The organism is Williamsia muralis NBRC 105860, from assembly GCF_001598915.1.
Taxonomy (GTDB): domain Bacteria; phylum Actinomycetota; class Actinomycetes; order Mycobacteriales; family Mycobacteriaceae; genus Williamsia; species Williamsia muralis.
Genome location: NZ_BDAP01000013.1, coordinates 1 through 18355, shown reverse-complemented (window position 1 = coordinate 18355; position 18355 = coordinate 1). Strand labels below are relative to the sequence as shown.

At 62.4% G+C, this 18355-nt stretch carries 30 protein-coding genes; 15 read left to right on the top strand and 15 right to left on the bottom strand.

What is annotated here, in order from left to right; genetic code table 11:
- Positions 1-63: 63 nt before the first annotated feature.
- Both WIMU1_RS25115 and WIMU1_RS25110 read left to right on the top strand, forming a co-directional pair.
- Complete coding sequence (locus WIMU1_RS25115) at positions 64-561, top strand: hypothetical protein (RefSeq protein ID WP_133248732.1); 498 nt, start codon at positions 64-66, stop codon at positions 559-561.
- A 175-nt stretch (positions 562-736) separates the two neighbouring features.
- A complete protein-coding gene (locus WIMU1_RS25110; RefSeq protein ID WP_062801217.1) occupies positions 737-1459 on the top strand; it encodes a nucleotide-binding protein in 723 nt (240 codons plus the stop codon).
- A 75-nt stretch (positions 1460-1534) separates the two neighbouring features.
- Here the strand turns inward: WIMU1_RS25110 and WIMU1_RS25105 are convergent, their stop codons facing one another.
- Entirely contained in the window at positions 1535-1945 is a 411-nt protein-coding gene (locus tag WIMU1_RS25105) for a hypothetical protein (protein WP_157366812.1), read from the bottom strand.
- 406 nt (positions 1946-2351) lie between these two features.
- Positions 2352-2534, bottom strand: a complete 183-nt coding sequence (locus WIMU1_RS26315; RefSeq protein WP_133248730.1) for a hypothetical protein — start codon at positions 2532-2534, stop codon at positions 2352-2354.
- A gap of 149 nt (positions 2535-2683) precedes the next feature.
- Between WIMU1_RS26315 and WIMU1_RS25100 the strand changes: the two genes are divergently transcribed.
- Genes WIMU1_RS25100 through WIMU1_RS25095 form a run of 3 tightly spaced genes read left to right on the top strand, consistent with a single transcriptional unit; the run spans position 2684 to position 4290 of the window.
- Entirely contained in the window at positions 2684-2905 is a 222-nt protein-coding gene (locus WIMU1_RS25100; protein WP_062801213.1) for a hypothetical protein, read from the top strand.
- A gap of 34 nt (positions 2906-2939) precedes the next feature.
- A complete protein-coding gene (locus tag WIMU1_RS26310) occupies positions 2940-3185 on the top strand; it encodes a hypothetical protein (RefSeq protein WP_116917832.1) in 246 nt (81 codons plus the stop codon).
- A 37-nt stretch (positions 3186-3222) separates the two neighbouring features.
- Entirely contained in the window at positions 3223-4290 is a 1068-nt protein-coding gene (locus WIMU1_RS25095; protein ID WP_062801211.1) for a hypothetical protein, read from the top strand.
- Positions 4291-4866: 576 nt separating this feature from the next.
- Here WIMU1_RS25095 and WIMU1_RS25085 read toward each other — a convergent pair.
- The 7 genes from WIMU1_RS25085 to WIMU1_RS25055 form a co-directional block, all read right to left on the bottom strand.
- On the bottom strand, positions 4867-6054 hold the full coding sequence (locus WIMU1_RS25085) for a HEPN-associated N-terminal domain-containing protein (RefSeq protein WP_084248562.1): 1188 nt from the start codon (positions 6052-6054) through the stop codon (positions 4867-4869).
- Between the two features lie 118 nt (positions 6055-6172).
- A complete protein-coding gene (locus tag WIMU1_RS25080; protein WP_062801206.1) occupies positions 6173-6655 on the bottom strand; it encodes a hypothetical protein in 483 nt (160 codons plus the stop codon).
- A gap of 645 nt (positions 6656-7300) precedes the next feature.
- On the bottom strand, positions 7301-7531 hold the full coding sequence (locus WIMU1_RS25075; RefSeq protein ID WP_062801204.1) for an antitoxin VbhA family protein: 231 nt from the start codon (positions 7529-7531) through the stop codon (positions 7301-7303).
- 38 nt (positions 7532-7569) lie between these two features.
- Positions 7570-7779: a hypothetical protein gene (locus WIMU1_RS25070; protein WP_062801202.1), complete on the bottom strand. Its 210-nt coding sequence runs from the start codon at positions 7777-7779 to the stop codon at positions 7570-7572.
- Positions 7776-8078: a hypothetical protein gene (locus WIMU1_RS25065; protein WP_133248729.1), complete on the bottom strand. Its 303-nt coding sequence runs from the start codon at positions 8076-8078 to the stop codon at positions 7776-7778. Before WIMU1_RS25065 ends, WIMU1_RS25070 begins: the two co-directional genes overlap by 4 nt.
- Positions 8079-8284: 206 nt before the next feature.
- Positions 8285-8863 carry a hypothetical protein gene (locus WIMU1_RS25060; RefSeq protein WP_133248728.1) on the bottom strand — a complete coding sequence of 193 codons (579 nt, stop codon included), beginning with the start codon at positions 8861-8863 and terminating at the stop codon, positions 8285-8287.
- Positions 8864-9028: 165 nt separating this feature from the next.
- Positions 9029-9517: a M15 family metallopeptidase gene (locus WIMU1_RS25055; RefSeq protein ID WP_084248561.1), complete on the bottom strand. Its 489-nt coding sequence runs from the start codon at positions 9515-9517 to the stop codon at positions 9029-9031.
- A gap of 330 nt (positions 9518-9847) precedes the next feature.
- Between WIMU1_RS25055 and WIMU1_RS25050 the strand changes: the two genes are divergently transcribed.
- Positions 9848-10036, top strand: coding sequence for a hypothetical protein (locus tag WIMU1_RS25050; protein ID WP_133248727.1), 189 nt, complete (start codon positions 9848-9850; stop codon positions 10034-10036).
- On the opposite strand, the gene WIMU1_RS25045 is transcribed toward WIMU1_RS25050, so the two are convergent.
- The 3 genes from WIMU1_RS25045 to WIMU1_RS26010 all read right to left on the bottom strand — a co-directional run bounded on the left by WIMU1_RS25045 (position 10033) and on the right by WIMU1_RS26010 (position 11090).
- The gene (locus WIMU1_RS25045; RefSeq protein ID WP_116917830.1) at positions 10033-10257 is read right to left on the bottom strand and encodes a hypothetical protein; all 225 of its coding nucleotides are present in this window, start codon (positions 10255-10257) and stop codon (positions 10033-10035) included. The two genes, WIMU1_RS25050 and WIMU1_RS25045, sit on opposite strands and share 4 nt — an antisense overlap.
- 124 nt (positions 10258-10381) lie before the next feature.
- Positions 10382-10783, bottom strand: coding sequence for a hypothetical protein (locus WIMU1_RS25040; RefSeq protein ID WP_062801192.1), 402 nt, complete (start codon positions 10781-10783; stop codon positions 10382-10384).
- A gap of 37 nt (positions 10784-10820) precedes the next feature.
- On the bottom strand, positions 10821-11090 hold the full coding sequence (locus tag WIMU1_RS26010; RefSeq protein WP_084248560.1) for a helix-turn-helix domain-containing protein: 270 nt from the start codon (positions 11088-11090) through the stop codon (positions 10821-10823).
- Between the two features lie 146 nt (positions 11091-11236).
- Here WIMU1_RS26010 and WIMU1_RS25035 point away from each other — a divergent pair, with 146 nt between their 5' ends.
- The 9 genes from WIMU1_RS25035 to WIMU1_RS24995 all read left to right on the top strand — a co-directional run bounded on the left by WIMU1_RS25035 (position 11237) and on the right by WIMU1_RS24995 (position 15984).
- The gene (locus WIMU1_RS25035; protein WP_133248725.1) at positions 11237-11614 is read left to right on the top strand and encodes a hypothetical protein; all 378 of its coding nucleotides are present in this window, start codon (positions 11237-11239) and stop codon (positions 11612-11614) included.
- Positions 11615-11701: 87 nt separating this feature from the next.
- Positions 11702-13363, top strand: a complete 1662-nt coding sequence (locus WIMU1_RS25030) for a ParB/RepB/Spo0J family partition protein (RefSeq protein WP_062801189.1) — start codon at positions 11702-11704, stop codon at positions 13361-13363.
- Between the two features lie 455 nt (positions 13364-13818).
- Positions 13819-14055 carry a redoxin NrdH gene (locus WIMU1_RS25025; RefSeq protein ID WP_062801187.1) on the top strand — a complete coding sequence of 79 codons (237 nt, stop codon included), beginning with the start codon at positions 13819-13821 and terminating at the stop codon, positions 14053-14055.
- 14 nt (positions 14056-14069) lie between these two features.
- A complete protein-coding gene (locus WIMU1_RS25020; protein WP_062801185.1) occupies positions 14070-14348 on the top strand; it encodes a hypothetical protein in 279 nt (92 codons plus the stop codon).
- Between the two features lie 28 nt (positions 14349-14376).
- Complete coding sequence (locus WIMU1_RS25015; RefSeq protein ID WP_133248724.1) at positions 14377-14649, top strand: hypothetical protein; 273 nt, start codon at positions 14377-14379, stop codon at positions 14647-14649.
- A gap of 41 nt (positions 14650-14690) precedes the next feature.
- Positions 14691-14969, top strand: coding sequence for a hypothetical protein (locus tag WIMU1_RS25010; protein ID WP_062801180.1), 279 nt, complete (start codon positions 14691-14693; stop codon positions 14967-14969).
- The gene (locus WIMU1_RS25005; protein WP_062801178.1) at positions 14966-15187 is read left to right on the top strand and encodes a hypothetical protein; all 222 of its coding nucleotides are present in this window, start codon (positions 14966-14968) and stop codon (positions 15185-15187) included. Before WIMU1_RS25010 ends, WIMU1_RS25005 begins: the two co-directional genes overlap by 4 nt.
- 6 nt (positions 15188-15193) lie before the next feature.
- Entirely contained in the window at positions 15194-15778 is a 585-nt protein-coding gene (locus tag WIMU1_RS25000; protein WP_062801176.1) for a DnaB-like helicase N-terminal domain-containing protein, read from the top strand.
- Complete coding sequence (locus WIMU1_RS24995; protein WP_062801174.1) at positions 15778-15984, top strand: hypothetical protein; 207 nt, start codon at positions 15778-15780, stop codon at positions 15982-15984. Before WIMU1_RS25000 ends, WIMU1_RS24995 begins: the two co-directional genes overlap by 1 nt.
- Before the next feature lie 85 nt (positions 15985-16069).
- Here the strand turns inward: WIMU1_RS24995 and WIMU1_RS26305 are convergent, their stop codons facing one another.
- The 3 genes from WIMU1_RS26305 to WIMU1_RS24980 form a co-directional block, all read right to left on the bottom strand.
- On the bottom strand, positions 16070-16387 hold the full coding sequence (locus WIMU1_RS26305; RefSeq protein ID WP_133248723.1) for a hypothetical protein: 318 nt from the start codon (positions 16385-16387) through the stop codon (positions 16070-16072).
- Positions 16388-16706: 319 nt separating this feature from the next.
- The gene (locus WIMU1_RS24985) at positions 16707-17138 is read right to left on the bottom strand and encodes a hypothetical protein (protein WP_062801170.1); all 432 of its coding nucleotides are present in this window, start codon (positions 17136-17138) and stop codon (positions 16707-16709) included.
- A 120-nt stretch (positions 17139-17258) separates the two neighbouring features.
- Positions 17259-18266, bottom strand: coding sequence for a hypothetical protein (locus WIMU1_RS24980; protein WP_062801168.1), 1008 nt, complete (start codon positions 18264-18266; stop codon positions 17259-17261).
- Between the last annotated feature and the right edge of the window lie 89 nt (positions 18267-18355).

Sequence of the window (18355 nt, the reverse complement as noted above, 5' to 3'; positions counted from 1 at the left end):
GTAGAGGCTAAAAAGTGCTGGGAGAGAGCACTATTCAAGTCCGCTCTTGATAACATCATGTCTGTGAGTAGATCCCGTACCGACAAGAACCGTGCCCGCAAAGCGCGGCTTGCGGCCGACGAACGCCGGCGCGAAGAACACGCACGGCTGGTCCTCGAGCGCCACGGCGATCCGCACTACGTCCAACGAGACGTCGACCCGTCATCGGGTGATATCACCTTGGCGATGTCTCCGGAGCATCCCCAGGCCGCGGAGATGGCCGATGTTTTCGCCGCGCTGCAGCGGGACTTCGTGGAGCGGTTCGGCCGCGAACCCGGGCCGAATGATCCGCTGCTGGTCGACCCGGACGCCACCGTGCCGACGCCGATGTCCGCCGATGCGTTCGACTCGATGCTCGATCGACTCGCCGACGGCGTCGACGACCCAGTCATCAGGGCCAAAGTCCTCGCCAGTAAAGACGTTGGCTACATCCTCACCGAGGACACTCTGCATCTATTTAGTGCCTACGAGATCGATCTGTGGGAAGCCGCACTCGACCGACACCTCGATGATCTGCAGTGATGTAGTGGGCAGGTTTCGTCCCACTCAGGAACTGCTGTCGCCCGCTCCCGCGGCCATCCATTTGATTGCTGCGTACGCCGGAAGCAGGCCACCCACCGACCGGGTGATCCTTCAATCGTCGAGCACTGACGTGCCGACACCCAGACCCCAATGGACCTCGGTAAAGTAGCTGGCCGTGACCCTTCCCAAGCTCTTTATTGGCTCGTCTGTCGAAGGTCGCGATGTCGCACACTACTTACAGGTCGTCTTAGAGGACCGCAAGATATGTGACGTCGATGTATGGGACCTAGGCGTGTTCGACGCGGGCGGGTATGCACTCGAGACATTGGAAGAACGCGCTCAGAGCTCGGACTTTGCGGTTCTCATAGCCTCTCCGGACGACGTCACGACGAGCCGCGGCAACACAACATCCTCAGTGCGAGACAACATAATTCTCGAGTTCGGACTCTTCTTAGGGGCGCTCGGCCGGCGTCGGACCTATCTTTTGTCCACCACCCGCGACATGAAGTTGCCGTCGGACATCCTGGGACTCACGCGGCTGCCATACTCAGCACGACCAGATGGGAATTTTCACGCAGCGGTGAGCGCGGCGGCACTTGAGATTGGCCAACTGGTCAAAAAACATGGACCCAGAGTCGAGGACGGCCAATCACAGGCGGGCCGAGACGTCCGACTCCTGGAGCTTGAAATCGAGCTTTTGTGTGCCAACGCTGAGGCACAAGGATGGACAGTAAAAAAGAACAACGAGACGACGCTACGCCTCGTGCCTCCCAACCGAAAGAACGACGGGCACACGCTCAGCAGACGTGGTGCTCGCTCCACCCGCGAGGATCTGCGTAAGTTCGTTGCTGAGCTCCGTGCTGACGGTCTACGGATCAACAGTGCGATCAGGTTCTGACAGGTACGCCACGAGGCCCCCTGACGCACTCGTGGCAGAAGCGCGCACCACCTGCCCTATCCGGACCGCAACGAGTCACTGACCGTTGTATTTTGCGTAGATCCGTTTCAAGCCGTCGAGCCGATGCCCGCCAGCGCCGAGGCCGACGAGATAGCCGGCCAGGAACGTGAAGGACACACCTTCCTGGACGAGCAGCGTCAGGTCCTCGTCGATGCGCTGTCTCAGGGAGGAATCCGACACCGAGTATCCGTTGTTTCCAGCGTCGTGGATCGACTCGAACGCTTCACGCAACGCAGGATTCACCTCAGGCGCAGGCGCGCCCGTGGTCAGATCGATCGCTCCGACTGCCGCAGCCCATCCGGCAACCTCGCCGCTGACGTGCTCGACCACACCGAGAGCGTTGCCGTCTGCCAATCCGACCGCGTCCGCCAGGAGCTCCAAGGTCGGAGCGAGAGCGAGTACCGGACCACCCGTTCTAACCGACAAACTGCCGCTACTGCCCACATTGCCGTTCGCGATGAACCGCTCAACAGCAGGACTCGGGTGTCTAAGATCCCCCTTCCGGGGAACAACTAGCCCACGCCGCTCATAGTTCTCGCCGGCGTCAGCGAGCGACGCCGCGACCACCTCCACGGCCCGATCGAGATCTACACCACGGCTGATCCAAACGTTCGTCGATGGCGCCACGGCGTAAGGATAGACCGCCGGACTATCACCGGACGGGTCGTGCACTGCTCAGCGGTTACGGATGTGGTGGGGAACCAAGACCGCCAATGGAGGCGGGGCACGTCTCTTGGTCCCTGGGCCGAATCACAGGCGGGTGCTCGTCCGCTGGTCAGCGTGAGTCCGGACTCACGACTCCGGGGTGATCGACAGCAACGACGACTCTAGATCATTCCGGTCGCTCTTTGGGCCGCGCCGGCAACTCATCGGTGTCATGCACCAGCCACCGCAAGAACGCGATGACATGCGCATTCAAATCTGAATCCACCTGTGCCACAGCTATTTGCGCACGACGCTTCAACTCCGGATCAGGCCGAGGCGTGATCGCGGGAAAGCGGTGCTGGCTGGGCATGTAGTCAGTATCGCACGGTGGCTTGCCACCCACCAGCCCATCGCCTACACTAGGTGGCTAGCCACCTTCTACCTGTGCATATGGCCAGCAGTAGAAGGGGTGTCGGGCCCAAATGGAACACTTGGGTTGCAAACTTCGAAGGGGGAACTTTGACTGTCGAGCACGCAATCTCATACCTGCTCTGTGGCGCGGCCATCATCATCAGCAGCGCAACGCTATTGAACACCCAGCGACGACACCAGCGAGCCCGCACCAGCGGCAACCCAACCGCGGCCCGACTCGTCGGATCAATCATGACGGGCCTGATGATCCTGGGAGCCGCCTCCGCCATCGTGGGCGCATGCGGGCTCGTCGCCAACTGGCTCGCCTAAAGCAACCGACTACTGCACCACTACGGAGGAAACGATGACCGAACTGCCCATCCCCTATGTAACAGCCGATGTCCCAGTCCCGACGTCCGACCCGACCTATCTCTCAATTCAAAAGGTGCAATTTCCTAACGGTGACATCCGAACTTTCGCAAGTCCCGAACCGTTTCCCGTAGGCACCCTCATGACGTTCACCGATCACCACGCGGCCGATGGCGCTCTCCTTGTAGGCGGCATCGCGGTTGATTACCTCGTACCCAACAACTTCCAGGACCACCGATGAGCTACGAACACAGCAGCGTCTACGTCGTGCGAGCGCGATGACTGACACGATCGGGCCAACACCGACAGCCCCACTTCCGGTGTTCAGTCGTGAGGCCGAACCAACCAAAGCAGCAGCCATCGCAGGTGCAATCGAGGCCCTGGAAGCTCTCAAGGATCACAACAGCATTCCTCGGCTTCCCCCGCCGCCGGCAACTCGCGCGTACGTCAATCACCTCCCGGTGTCCGCTGACCTGCGCGCACGCCTGCAGCTCGCTGTCGACGCAGGCTATGTCTTACCGTCGCACTCGTTCACGACCGCCAATGGTGAACTGGGTGTGCGCTTTCCAGCCAGCGACCTCCGCGCCGACGCAGGAGGGGGCGAGCTCTCACGGCGCATCCGGTTCACCGCCCGCCGTGGCCTGCCCGACCGGGACGCTCCGCGGCGATGGGGCGTGTTCCGCCGACCCGGCCGCAGTGAGCAGCCAGCCGCCGACAAGGGTCCGTTCACGCCGCAGGACCGCACTGAACTGGCCGCCGCACTCCCCTCTGAGACCGAACTGGCCGTGACGCTCTCCTCCGAGGACATCTCGAACGTCCCGCGCGCCAATACGTACGAACGCATCGCCTACCTCGCCCACCGCCTCATCAGCCAGCTCCTCGCTACCCGCGCATGGAACAGCCCGTACCTCGACACCGCACACTCGACGTTTGATCCCGCGCGCGAGCTGGCCGAAATCACCGAGCATGCCAGCCGTCTGGCGTACTTCTACAGCCAGATCTGCCCACCTCTGACCGGAGCCGGAGCCGAGGCCGTCACCGCGCGGCACCACCAGGACTACCAACGCGGACAGCTCGACGTTCTCACCCACAGCCTCATCGAGAGGGTCGCCGCACTTCAGCACTATGTGACCCTGCTCGACGAGCTCTCCGAGCGCATCACAGCACTCGACCAGCTTGAACGACTCACCACAGTCGGTGGCGAGCTCGACGCCCTATTCACCCAGTACGGCGCCGATGAACTGGCGAAAGATAACTACCGCCGACTCATCGACGACGTCGAGGCAACCAGGGCTGGCATCGAGGCCGTCACCGAAATACTCAGCGGACCGGCGAGCACGCCATGACAAGAAACCCGCTACGATCCAAACCATCTCTAGAACAAAGAGATTCAACCCGCGTAGCGGGGGCTACATCTCGAATCCCGGACCGCTTGTGCGCTGAGATGGACAGTTTGCCAATCTAGCCAGTTTGTCCACGACGGACTCTTCCGTCACCCATTCGGCCATTGAGTCCCGGCGCGAGGCGGGCTTGTGTACGTCGACAACGGCCGGCGCGGCTAGCAGCCGGTGGATTGATGCATCCCTGGTCGATTGAGCACGATCCTCTTCGTCGGCTTGGCGCATCTTCCGGCGCTGAGCCTCCTCGCACCTGTTGTACTGCTCTGAGTCTTCTCGGTGGTCGGGGTGGTCGGAGTCGTCCAGAGGGCACTTCTTCATCATTGGTCGACCATACCCGAGATCGGATCGGCGCAGACGAAACAGTGTGCGTAGCAAACAATTTCAGGTCGCACCGTTCGAACTCGCAGGACTTTGTCAGAATGGCCACCGACGTGCGCTAATGCGGCAGTGGCTGATTCTCCGCTGGGAAACTATCGGTCCTTGGTCCGACGCACCAAGGACTCTCCAGCGCGGGTTCGGTCGTCAGACTGTTCGGTGGGTGATTGTCCTGCGGTCGAGTGCGAGCCAGGTGTCCGGCGTTTCGCCCCCACGGTCCGCGCACTGCTCGGGGGTCGCGAACAGCACACAGCAGTCGACATCATCGACCGCTGTTGAACGCCATAGGATGCCGTCGACGGGGCCATTGGGGAGGCCGTAGCGCAGGAATTCCGTGATGATCTGGGTCGGGATGTAGGTGATTTCACTTTGAGTCGCGGAGCCACCCGGACGGGTGGGTTCACCGATTGAGTCGATGAATTCCCGTAGGAACACGGTCGCCGACCTCCGGTGCCTGTGCACGGCGTTGAACAGGGACGGAACGGGCGGAGGTGTTCGCAGATCGAGTACCTGAAGTTCACGGTGTAGAGCGAATTCACCCACGCTGAGCGCGCTTCCGGGCGCGGCGTATTTGCTCACCTCCTCGACGGCACCGGCATGCGTCGAGGCGCCGTAGAACGCGCTGATCCCCACTGCCGTCATCCGATTGTTGCGCGCGTAGTCGGACGGCGGTGGGCCGATGTCGCGTGCGGTGGCGAACGTCTTCCCCTCCTCGTCGACCCGTGCGCGCCACCAGGTGCCACCGGCGGGTAGGTCGATGACCAGATCGGCGAGTTGGACGGCTTTGGTGACGGCGGCGGGAACCTCGTGCACCAGATGCATCCCCGGCTCGTCTTCCTCGGCAGGGTCGGGCAGCAGGAACGTGTAGCGGCGCCGCGTGCGAACCTCCTCACGAAACCGATCCCAGCTCCACGCAAGGCCCATGCCCATCGGCGGCACGGCGAGATCGCGGTCGCACCACTCGGTGGTGTGGATGCTCCGCGCGATCGCCTCAATGACGGCATGATCGCTGCTGACGTCGTTTTCGTAGAGCAGTTCCTCGGTGTCCTGCGTTGCGACCTGATACCCGCCCTCCCTGGAGTCGTACAAAGCCTCGTTGATCGGGTCGGTGTACTCCTCCCTCAGACCGCCGACGACCAGCTCGAGGACAACATCGAGCGACGCGGCGTCTCGTGCCCGACCGCAGAACGTGCACGGTCCGAGCGAGGCGTCAGCGGCGTGATGGACCGCCTGCTTGAGAATCGGCTCTTCGAGGCACTGCGAACAGACGACAGCATCGGAGTAGGACCAGCCCTGCTCCTCGGTCTGCATCACCATTCGCTTCGTAAAGCCCATCTCAGAATTATCCCGTGGCCCACCGTTCCGCGCGACCGAGAACGTAAGAAGCAATCAGCCCCTCGGCAGGGTGCCGAGAGGCTGATTGTGAGCTGGCCAGCCCATGGTCGACGTTGATTCACCAGCCGCCGCTGGCGCCTCCCTGCTCTGGTTCAAGTGCGTTGAGGCAACGGGTTGCTGCGAGCGCAGCCCAGGTGGGATTGCTGAGCGGCGGGTGGTACGTCTCGAGATCCCACGTCGGGCCTGCCGGCCCCTTGAAGGGGTATGCCTGGTGACACATGAGTTGTTGCCAGATGCTGTCCGCGACGTCGCCGTAGAGCCCTGGAATGCATGCCTGGATGGAGTGCCACATCTTCACAGTCACGTCTCGGTTTGCAACCCTGTGCCATGCTGCTTCCGTTGGGGTCACGACGATCTTGGTGTACTGGGCGTAAGGCTCGTCCGGGTGATCGGGATCAACGCTTTGAACGTACTCGTTTTGGCCGCAGCCGCTCGGGGAGGCGACGTCGGCGGTGGCAAGTGCGGGCACAGTACCGGCGAAGCCCAGGGTCGAAGCCAGAACGGCGGCGGAGACGAGGGAACGCTTAATGAGTTGACGCATCTAGTGGGTACCTTTCAGCAGAGACGGGACCTCGCCGGGCAGCTAACTTGCTGCTGCCCGGCGGGCCTTGTTACCAACATCCCCGGGTGTGGCCGACTCCCCGTGTACTCCAACGGATTCGTGGTCCGATGGCAGGAAGTGTGGTCGTTCCGGAGAACTTCAATTATCCCATCGAGACCGGCCCGTATTGTTACAGCAGGGTTACATTGTTACGGACATGAGTTGCCGCGAGGGCTGCACGTTGACGCCGCGACGGGCTGGCCCGCAGATCTTGCCTTTTCCACAGGTGATCGGCGTAAGATTCACCGTTGTCCGACGTTTACGCCGGACAACCGGTACCGCTCCGAGCGGGACTGTTACCAACACCCTGGTGGTCGCGTGCCGACCCACCGGACCCGAAGACCCCCTGGTTCGTGGCCAGGGGGCCTTCTTCTTTGTGTGGGTTGGGGGGCTGCCCGCCGGACGACGAAGGACCATTGGAGTACCTGATGTCGGCGGTGGCGGGCCATGATGACCTGGTCGAAGAAGTAGCACAGCGAGGCGCACGAGGGTCTCGCTAGCGGTCGACGAGAACGGCGCATCAGGTTTGATTACCGCGAAGATCGCGCGAGGCACGCGAGTCTTACTGTCCCTTGGGTTGGTCGACTAGGTCGATGTTCGTTTGGCGGCCAGGGCCTCGCGGCCGCGTCGCACGAACTCCTCGAGGGTAATGAGGCCGCGAGTCAGGGCGATGAGGTCAGCGACGTTGCCTCGGGTCGGTTCCCACCCTTCCATCACGTGGCTCGCGATGTTGTTGTGTACGTTCCACTTTTGCTGATCGGTCAACCCGGCGAACAGATCGGGGTAGCACTGCGCCCATTCGGGTTCGGGAGTCATGTCAGCACCGTATTTTCTCCTCGGGGTGCGGTATCGATCTACGGGTTGGGGCGTGCGCGGATTGCAGCGAGCAGTGTGGCCACTTCCTGATTGGCGGTGGTTTCGCCGCGGGCGATACGTCGTATGGCGGCGCGGTCGGCGTCGGTGAGCGGCACGCCATCCATGTCGTGACCGGCGGCTACTGCGGCGAGGATCTGTTCCTCGGTGCGGGCGGAGATCTGTTCTTCTGTTGGGCGTTGGAGTGTCATCGTGTCGGGCCTTCGGTGCGGGAGCGGTGGCGCAAGGCGCGCCGGATGGTCTCGGCAGTCACGCTGTCCATGACCCCACAGCGATATTCGGTGCCGACGTACAGGACTGGATGGGTGTTGTGTGGTCCCCACCCAGGTCCCGCTGGTGCTGCAAGTAGGTCGCCAACGTTCGGGTAGTAGAACCACCACAGCCAGGCGTCGCCGGACAGGCCCCGCGTGAGATTGGTGAGAATGACTTTCATCCCCCGCTGCGCGTTTTGGTAGACCGCGTCGATGCGTAAGACGTCAAGCCGATTCATGTGAACCACGGCGTCGAATTGAGCGAGCCGTTCCGCGCACTGGCGGTCACGTCGTTTGCCCCCGAACATGAGATACAGCCTTCCAGATTCCGCGGCTAGGACTTCTGTTGCGTGTGAATGCAATAGTGAAATTCTGCGCCGTCTCTGCGCGGCGGGCCACTGTGGCAAGTGACCCGCCTTTTGCAGCGCGGTGTAGCGCCTCGCCGTTAGATGATCTGTGGGATCTCGACGCCCTGTTGTGCCAGCCACTCGAGCTCATCAGGGGAGGTCGCATGCCAGGTGTCGGGGTCTAGGTCGCCGGCGGGTATGCCGTTGACGTTTCCGTGGGTGATCCGCTGGTGGGCGTAGTCGAACCGATATTGCACGGCAAGGTAGTTCACGCCGCCCTTGTCCACGACGTAGTAGTGGATCGGGATTGCGCGGTCAACCTTTAGGCGGTACTGGCGTTGAATAGTGACCGTAAGCTCGTCGCCTCCGGCCGGAATGCCGATGCTCGAATCACCGGTCGTGGGATTGGGAGACAACACGTTTGCCGACCAAGCGCCAACTACCCCGGCATCGCTGTCCTCGAGCACCTGGAGCGGGGTGCCCCAGTCGATCGGCGGCTTCTCGGGATTCAACCCATCCGGGCCCACTGGGAGATCGGTGACCCTCAACGTGCCCCGAGCATCGCGGATCCCGTCTCCGTATAGCGGCTCCCCCGGCAGACCCGTGTCGTCCTTGCGATCAGTTAACGCTGTTAGAGCAGAGGTCGGACCCTGCACGGGAGCAGCTGGCACCGGCATTGACTGATCCGCGGCCGCCAGTCCACCACCCGTAGCTAGCAGTGTTACGGCTGCAGCGGATGAGAGAAGTAGCCGCGCAGAGCTTTTTGCTCGTTTCATGCTCACTCAATCTTTCTGTTGTGCCTGGTCGTCCAGCGCGTTTATCTGAACGCGGCGGTGTGTTAGTCAGCGCAGTAGCGGTGCTAGTTCGAAGTGCGTTTCGTCGGGGAGGTCGGCCCAGTCGCCGCCCCAGACCAGTCGGCCTCCGGCTTGGGCGACCTTGGCCCGGATGGCAGAGGTTTGGGCGTCGCTGAATGTGCCGCGTTCACCCTGGGGATGCTTTTGGGCATTGACGTCGACTGCGGTCGCCGAACCGTGGTTGGAGTAGGAGGCGTAGGTAGGGCCGACCAATTCAGGTTCTGCCCAGGACCATTCGTCAAATCCGCCTTCATTGAGTGACTCGATGTTCAACGAGAACCACGAGACGAAGTCCTGGAGGATCGTCGTCGCATCGCCTGGTGCGGTCCAAAAGTTGGTGCCCTCGACGTTCCACTGGATGGTCGATTCGAGCGGAATGACGGGGTGCCCGTTCATGGTCGTTTCCGGGCTTGCTTGGGCCACACCGCCGCCGAGGGATAAGGCAGCAACTGCTGCGGCGACTGCGAGGCCAGTCATCTTGGCCCCTTGTTGTCTACTGACAGAGAACATTTCGAGTTCCTTCCATAAAACACCAATGACGACCACACCCATGTGGAGACATGGGTGTGGACTTCTTTTGTGTCGGACGCCAATCTGACAGGTAGATGGTCTACCACCTAGAACACTACCGGCTAGAGACTCGAATGATCCGTAGATGCATGCGGCCAATCAGCCGATCTGTTGCGCGCGCCGTGAACCTGGACGAGCTCGATAGGCAGCGTCTGTGCCGCAGGGCATTCGAGCAGCTGCCTACCGATGTCAGTCGGTGGCGGCATCATGGGCCTGGAACCGAAGGAGGGATGTGTGATGGCACCGACAACGTACCCGCAACGGGCGGTTCACTTCCGGCGTGCTGCCGAGAGTGCCCGCGCCGAAGGCGACTTCTCTCGGGCAGTGGACCTCGAGGAGTTTGCCGGCCGCTGCGCCAGCCACTACGACCAGGTGCAGGAGACGGAGCTGGGTGTGTGGGCGCTAGCCCAGGACGGCCTGATTTAGGCGGCGCGGGCGAACAGGCCGAACACCAGCACGAACAGCATCAGGACGCCGATGAAGACGGTGATCATGAAGAACAGGATCGACACCGACAGCAGTGCGGCCGACAGCCCCGAGAAGAACACTGCCCGGCCGGTGATGTGGCGCTTGCCCCAGGCATCACGGGGGCTGATCCGGAAAAGCTGGATCGCAAACACGACGGCGAAAGCGATGATCGCCGCCACCACTATCTGTGTGTTCATCACGTGCTGCCCCTCCCCCGGTGCCGTCGCCCTCCCGGCGGCGGTAGAACCTCAGTATGCCATTGCTGGAGCCGATTTGGACATCGGGGCCCGGTAGCAGCGCAGGTCAGTCACTGAGATGAACGAGCCCAGCCATGCAGTTGGCCAGGGCCTCTGCTTGCGTCACGGGAAAGGGGTAGGACGCCTCGACGGGCAGGGTGTCGCCGACGAGCACCAACATCACGCCCCGGTGGTGCACGTCGGCGAGCCATTGTGCGGAGTGGGGGTTGGGGAACACCGCTGAGGCCAGGGCCCGCCGATGACGATGCCCCCGGTGGTCGTACATCTGCGACACCTCGATGGTTGTCGGCGAGGTGATGTGCGCACTCATTACCGTGTGTGGCAACGCCGACCGGCCGAACTCCACGAAACCGAGGACCGAGGGAAACACGGGTAGATCCTCGAAGTCGAGCCAAAGAACCGGAACATCCGAGTCCAGCGCCTTGCGTTCGATGCGGTACCAGGTCACAGCGCCAGCCCCGAAATGCGCTCGATGAGACTCACTGTTACGAAGGGCGTTTCGGTGTGTTTGGTGCATCCTGTTCGGCGAACAGGTCGGCTACTGCAACGCCGAAGTGATTGGCCAACCGAAAGACGTACTCCAAGGACACGTTGTTCTCGCCGCGTTCAACCTGGGAGTAGAACGGCCGACTGACTTTGAGGGCTTGTGCCACCGAGGCCTGTGTTTCCCCGCGCCCTTCTCGTATATGTCGAATCCGCAGACCGAAGGCACGCCGGTCGGGCTCGGTGTCATAGGGCGCTGTCTGCTCACTCACAACCCCTCCCCTTCCTCGTCGATAGCGCCAAAAAGAGGCACCGCCAGGTGTTGCATATACCGTACATTAGCATGTACGATATATCTAACACCCACTGATGAGAAAGGTTGTCACGCAATATGTTTACTCACACCACAGGAGCAGGGATGCCCGTTAGTAACGAACTCGATGCGCTCGCTGAACACGCCCCCAATGTGGCCGCTGTTCGTATGGTCGCGGACCTACGAGGTGTCAGCGTGCATCAGGTGCTCGTCGACCAGCTCGCGGAATGGCGCGGTGCGCTGGATGATTCGATCGAACGGCACTCGGCCGAGGCGGCGATCTACATCAGTCAGGCCGAGGACGCTACCGATACCCGACAGAAGATCGGGTTCTTTGCCAATGCTCAAACCCATCTTGACCAGGTCGCACGGTTGGCCAATGCGCGAGTGGTCGCAGAGCAGATGCTTTCCGACAGCGCCAACAACCCGATCGAGTGCGGTCGGACTCAACACCCGGCTTCGCCCAGCACCTCCGCCAACTGAACTGGCCAGTCACCACAAGGAGGCAACCGGGCCAGCGACTATCTGGCCCGGTTGCCACCCCCTTACGAACTTTAGGAGAACAGCACCATGGGAAACAACACCGCGACCATCACCCCTGCCGGCGAGATCGTCACCGGCGAGCTGGTGCACGCCCACCCGGCCGAGGTGGTCATCGATGACAACGTGCGCACCGACGCCACTCTTGACGCCACATTCGTGGCCTCGATTGCTACCAGGGGCGTGCTGTTGCCGGTCCTGGCCACCCAAGATGCCAATGGCACTCTGCGGGTGCGTGATGGGCAGCTGCGTACGCTCGCCGCGCGTGAGGCTGAGCTTGCCAGCATCCCGGTCTACGTGATCAGTTCGGCGGCCGCCGACGACGCCGCGACCATCGAGCGGATCAGTGACCAGCTCCAAACCAACGAGCAACGCACCCAGTTGAACAACACCGACCGCGCCACGGCGTTTCAGCAGTTGCTCGACCTAGGGCTGTCGCGGACCGCGATCGCCAAGACCACCCACACGCCGAAAAGGACGGTGGATGCGGCCCTGGCCATCGCCGGATCCCAACACGCGATGGCAGCGGTCAACGACCTGCTCACACTCGAGCAGGGCGCGATCATCGCCGGATACGAAGCAGACGGTGACACCGACGCGGTCACCGAGCTCCTGGATGCCGCAGCCGACGGGCGGTTCGAGCACAAACACGCCGAGCTGATCGAAACCGCCGACAAGCGCACCGCGTTGAGGTCGGCGCTCGCTCTGTACCGCGAGCAGGGCTACCACGTCACTGACACTTCCCCCAGTGCCAGCAGTGCGTGGCACAGCATCTACCGGTTGGTAGTGATCGAGACCGGCGAAGACATCGTCGACGACGATGTCCCCACCCTGACTCGCGAACACGTCATGGCCCGCGTCGGCGTGGAGAGCCACACCGAGCTGGTCGACCCGGCCGGCCAGCCCGTCAACGATGACGCCGTCGATTGGGACGTCGTAGACGAGGCCCCCGACGTCGCTGCGGCCGAAGGAATGATCGACCCGCGAACTCTCACCGAACGGGAAGTGTGGACCCACTACGTCACCTGGTACCACAACGACCCGGCGGTGGACGGCCTGGAAACCGGCGCCCAGCACCGCCAACGCCGCGCCGATGCGCTCACCGATGATGCGCCCGCCGAGGTCGAGAATGCCGACGAGAGCGCGCAGGAGCGGGCCGATCGGATCGCGCGTGAGCAGGCCGAGCGTGAGCGGGAGCGTGAAGAGGCTGAGAGGCAGGAGCGCCGTAAAGTCATCACGCTCAACAAATTGGGTGTGGCCGCGCAGAACGTGCGCCGCAAGAAGCTGACCGAGACGTTCGCACGTAAAACCTTGCCCAAGGGCAAGGCTGCTGTTATCGCGGCGTTCTTGGCAACAACGGTGTGGCGCAACGCCGATCTGTATGACGTGGCCCGCGAGGGCGCGAACGCCAAGCAGATCGCTGGCGAGCTGCTCGGTGCCGATCCCATGCAAGCGCTCGATGGAGCCGCCGCCGAACGCGCCCAGCTGATCGCGTTGGCGATCACGTGCGCCGCGCACGAGGCCAACCTGCCCAAAGACGCCTGGCGTGGTGGCCACGCCTACTACCGCAACGTCGGTGAGGCGCGTACCCGATACCTGCAATTCCTCACCGAGGCGTTCGGATACGCCCTGTCTGACATCGAGAAGGTCGTCACCGGCGACATCAACGCCGACGACCTCGACATCAGCTGAACCAGGATCGCAGCGGGACAGGTGAGACAACCTGTCCCGCTTCGACCCGGGCCGATGTTCGGACATGAAGATGTCGGTGTCTGCTGCTAACGTTCCACCCGAAGTCTGGCCCGTACACGTGGTACTTCTCCCCTGTTGGACCGCGTGACGCACTCCCTCCCCCCGGAGTGCTACGGGCCAGGCTTCATTTCGTTCTCCGGAACCCTATTGCATTCAGGCAATTCGTTCTTTCAACTGTTTGTATCGAACCCCGCTATCTCGTGCTTCGTATAGTTTAAAGAGCGCTGAATAGAAGGGGGTGTTATTGCGCGAAGTGAACGCATTCTTTAGACGCCGCATTAATGCCCTGAAAGGTGATCGGTTTGTTACCTGAATTCTGTTGTAAGACTGGCTATTACGGCGCGAATGGCCTATACTAAAAGGGTAAATTAAACCATTCGAGATTGGCGTCCAGAATGACTATCACCGTTTATACCAAGCCCGCCTGCGTGCAATGCAATGCCACGTACAAAGCGCTCGACAAGAATGGCATTGCCTACGAGGTCGTGGATATCACAGAGAGCACCCAGGCTCGCGAATACGTGATGAGCCTGGGCTACCTGCAGGCACCGGTTGTGGTGGCCGGCGACGACCACTGGTCCGGTTTCCGTCCAGATCGGATCAAGGCACTCGCTGCTCACGTGGCGGCATGAAGAGGGGGAAGCAAATGAGCGCTGACACTGTCGAGTTCGCACCGGAGAGGGATGAGATCGAGGAGCGGCGCAAGCAGTACATCGCGTCGACCCGTGACGAGTTGGCGACGGCTCTACGTGCGGTGGAAGAACACCTCGACCACGCTGAGCGGTTGACCGTGTTGCTGGGTGAGGGCCACCTGTACGACATCGAGTACACCAACGACATTGGCAGCGAAGATGCAGAGCGGTTCATCGACGACGCTGCACGCAACATCCGAGCCGCCTATCGCATCATCACTTCCCTTCCCTGAGCAGTCTTTTCGATTGGAGAACCACACCATGACGAACACCGCCCCCCACGCAATGAGTGCGGCAGCCGAGGACCGGTTGGTAGACCTCGATCACACCGCGGCGACCAACCACTTTGCCGGCCCGTTCTGTAGCTGCGGTGACTACAGCTGCCCGCGCATGGAGAACACCAACGCCCTGTGCGTCAACCTCGACCTCGGCACCACCGACTACGCAGGCGGCCGCGACCTCTGCGACTGCGGAGACCACCTCTGCGGCGGCACGAAAGACGGAAAGACCGACTGCGACTACGCCCAGCTCTAAAACTCCACCACCGCAACCCCAACCGGAAGGACCACCAACCCATGAGCACCAGTACCGTCCTGACCCGTTCGAGCTACGCAGATCGTGCCGCCCACTACCGCGCACAATCCGGCAATTGCGACGCCGCCGTGTTCGCAGCCCGCGCCGAACACGCCCACATCACCCGCCCGTGGCTGCGGGCAGTTGTGGAACGGGACTACGACGATGACGACTGCTGCGTCGAATGCGGCGAACACATCAGTGACCCGCACGCGCCGCAATGCCCCCACGCCGACCTCGCGTACGCCGAAGCCGACGACTACGCGGAGGCCGTGCGGTGAGCGCGTTGGACCCAGGCACCAGGGTGCTTTGGGCGGACCTGCACGACAGCGCGTTCGCGAAGCACGGCACCGTCACCAACGGCACAGAACCGGCCTGGACGCCCAACGATCTGTCCACCACGCCGCCGGACGCGGACATGATCACCGTGGTGTGGGACGGCGATGTTCAACCGTGCTGGGAGTACGTCCACGAACTCGCCCCGGCCCCGAAGAGCTGACCGGCGATGAGCCCCACCGATGCCTTCTCGCTCGGCGAGGCTCTGTCTGCGTTGCCCGAACCCGAACAGCGGTGGGCGCCCTCGGACGACGACGCGCCCGAACCCGAAGAACTGTTGTTGTGCGCGCTGCTGTGGAACCACACCGCGCCAGACCGCGTCCGCGAACACACCCGACTACTCCGCGACACCGACTTCTTCTCACCCACCCACGGCAAACTCTTCACCACTATCCGCGATCTCGCGGACCGATCAGCACCGACCGACACCGAGGCCGTCCTGACCCACCTTCAGGAGTCCGGTGAGCTGGCCGGCCACAAAGGCCACCTACTTGCCTCTGCCTTGGCCGCTGCCGCCCTCGCAGGCGCGGACCCACTCACAGTCAGCGACCACACCCTCTCCGTCGTGGTGGCCGCGTACCGACGCGGCTACCGATCAGCCGGTCACGCAATGTTGGCCGCCGCTGACACCTACACCCACACCGAACTGGCCTACCACTTCGCCTCAGTGGTCCGGTCACACAACGCTGCACGCCATCGAATCGCCGCCATCGCCCACACCCTGCACCGCGCCAACCCGCTGGAGGACACCTGATGACCACGACCGCGCACTCAGCACCCGCCGCCGCCGACCTCGAGGTGGGCCGCCTCGCGCAAGACCAACGCGAACTCGGACGTGACTGGTCCACCATCACCACCGATCTCGGCGAAACATCCCCGGCATACGTGCGACGCGCCGTAGCCGCCTACCTCGAGCACGTAGCCGCCACCATGCGCCAAGACCAACTCGAATTGTTCTGACACAGCTCATTTCGCACCACCCAACAACGCGAAACCAGACTCACCTTCGTGACCTACATCGGTCGACCCCTCGCCGGGCGAGCTGTTAGAACAGGTGCAGCTGGTCGAGACGGGCAGCGCTGCCGAACAACAGATGCGTGCGGTCGGGGTCCCCGCCACCGCGTAGATAGTCGCGGATAGCCAATGAGCGGGCGACGCGCGATTGCAGAGCGGTGGGGATCGGTCCGCGGTGCCGGCCGAGCATCACCGCGTACGCCAAGTTCGTCGCCTGGGTGCCAGGCTGGACATGGTCGGGATCGACGCGAACACACAACGGTTCGTTGCAGTGATGCTCGCCGATGGTTTCCAGCGCCGATGTCCCGGTGTCATCGGTGATCGCGCCCAGCTCGGGGTATTTGAGCAAGAGTGCGAATCTGTGGGCAGAGATTGCCCGTTGACGGTTGTTGCGGCGAAACGTGATTCGCCCATACCCATCGGGGGAGCTAACCGCTCCTGTCCAAAAGAAGCACCCTGTTGAACGCACCACGTGCGACCAAAACCGTTCTTCGGTTCCAGCATCAGGCAGCAGGGTTGGGTCGCCACGGACCGTGCGACTTGTTGAATCGTCACGGCCCGTGGCGACAAGGTCGCTGATGTCGAACAGCGACCACTGATGGTCATTCATTACGCGCATCGCCTACCAGCGCACCACACACCTACGACAGGGTGCGGTAGCGCGGCGGCTACGACGCCATGGCCGGTTCGGAGTTGCCCAAGGCCGAGGCCCCTTCGCCCGAGCCGTCCTGGCTCACCTCGTCGCGGTTGTCCCGGTCGGTACTGGTGGCCGCCGGATCTGCGGGTTGAGCATTGCCCTCTACGGATGGTGCGCCCGCTGCTGCGGTGTCAGCCAGCTGCACAAGTGCTTTCACCCGCGAGGGAGAAATGCCGAGCAACTTGGCAGCGGCACTAACACTTCCTTCACGCTCAACGATTTCCGCAAGCGCCAACCCCATCTTGTGTTGGGATTCGGCGGTCACGTCCTTGAGGTGTTGTTCAGCCGCCTCGATCGCTGACTCGTGTTGATAGAACGAGACCATGGCCTCTTCGTTGGCCGTGAGTCGCTGCTTGCGTTCAGCTTCACGCAGCTCCCGCTGTTCCCGTTCTTTGCGTTCCACCTCCGCTTGTACTGCCGCTTGGCGCGTTCGCGCTAGCCTCCGTGCATCTTCCTTAGTTAACTTCCTGGTCGCCATACCCGCCAGGGTAGCGCCGAATGCCGATAGTTCCCACTGGGTTCGCTACTCGGCTGGCCCATCCGCTAGCCACCCGGGAAACACCCGATCAATGGCGGCAATCAACTTCTCATGCGGCGCAAGGTCGCTACCAAGAAAATCCATCGTGAATCGAAGTGCCTTGTAGTACGCGACAATTGCCAGCTTGAGCCGTCGTTCGAGAGACTCGATCTGGAGCCCGCCGCGCCGCATCTGGCGAGCTTGGTACAGCGACGGATGCGTGCCAGCACACAGGAATGCGTAGATGCCTTTCGCCTGATTGTTGTCTACGGAGCCGCCACCGAACCGTTCGAGAAGATCAAACATCCATTCCACGCCCGCCGTTGGGCCCACTAGGACCTGCCCGTCGATCGTGCGCCCCGGCTCGCCCCCGTTGATGTGGGCGTGCTTGCCTCGATCCAAATGGGACGGAGTGGTTCCCGGGAACGTACTCATTGCCCGATCGCGGACGATGGTCCAGCGTGTGCGGGCGACTGGGTAGGCAGTCGACTCTTTGCCGTGCATTTTGGCGGCGGCGTCCATTCCGGATTCGCAGCTGGCGAACTCTTCGAGGTATGCCCGCGCGAGCATGGCTTGCGGTGCGAAATTCGGATCATCGCCGATGACCCACATCGCATGCGCGCTGAGTTCGACGATGGACCGGATAAGAGGGATCGGCGGGAACATTGCCTGGCCGCTGCGATAGAGGGCAGCAAGACCTGCCAGATGGCCGGCGGCGACCTGGAGATAGGTGACGACAACGTCTTGCACCAGTTCAAATCCCGCAGGAATGCCGTCGGCGGCCGTGCCGTCTGCAGTGACTGCGGGATCGACGGTATTCAGTGCGTCACGGACCTTGGCGCCATCAGACCCTGGAGCTGGTTCCCAGTTCGAGGCCGAACCGACAGCGAGAAAGGCCGTTCGGCACGCCTCGGCAAGGCCCGCCAGTTCACCCAGCCGAGCCATCACTCCGTCAGACGACTGCTGCTCCACGCCGATCACGATAGCGAGCACACGCTCGTCCAGGCCATCCATTTCCGCCCACCACTAACACATGGTGGCCTTCGCCATAGGAGCGTCCACCGCCCTCCCAGTCGCGTCCCGTCCCACCCCAAAACCACCCC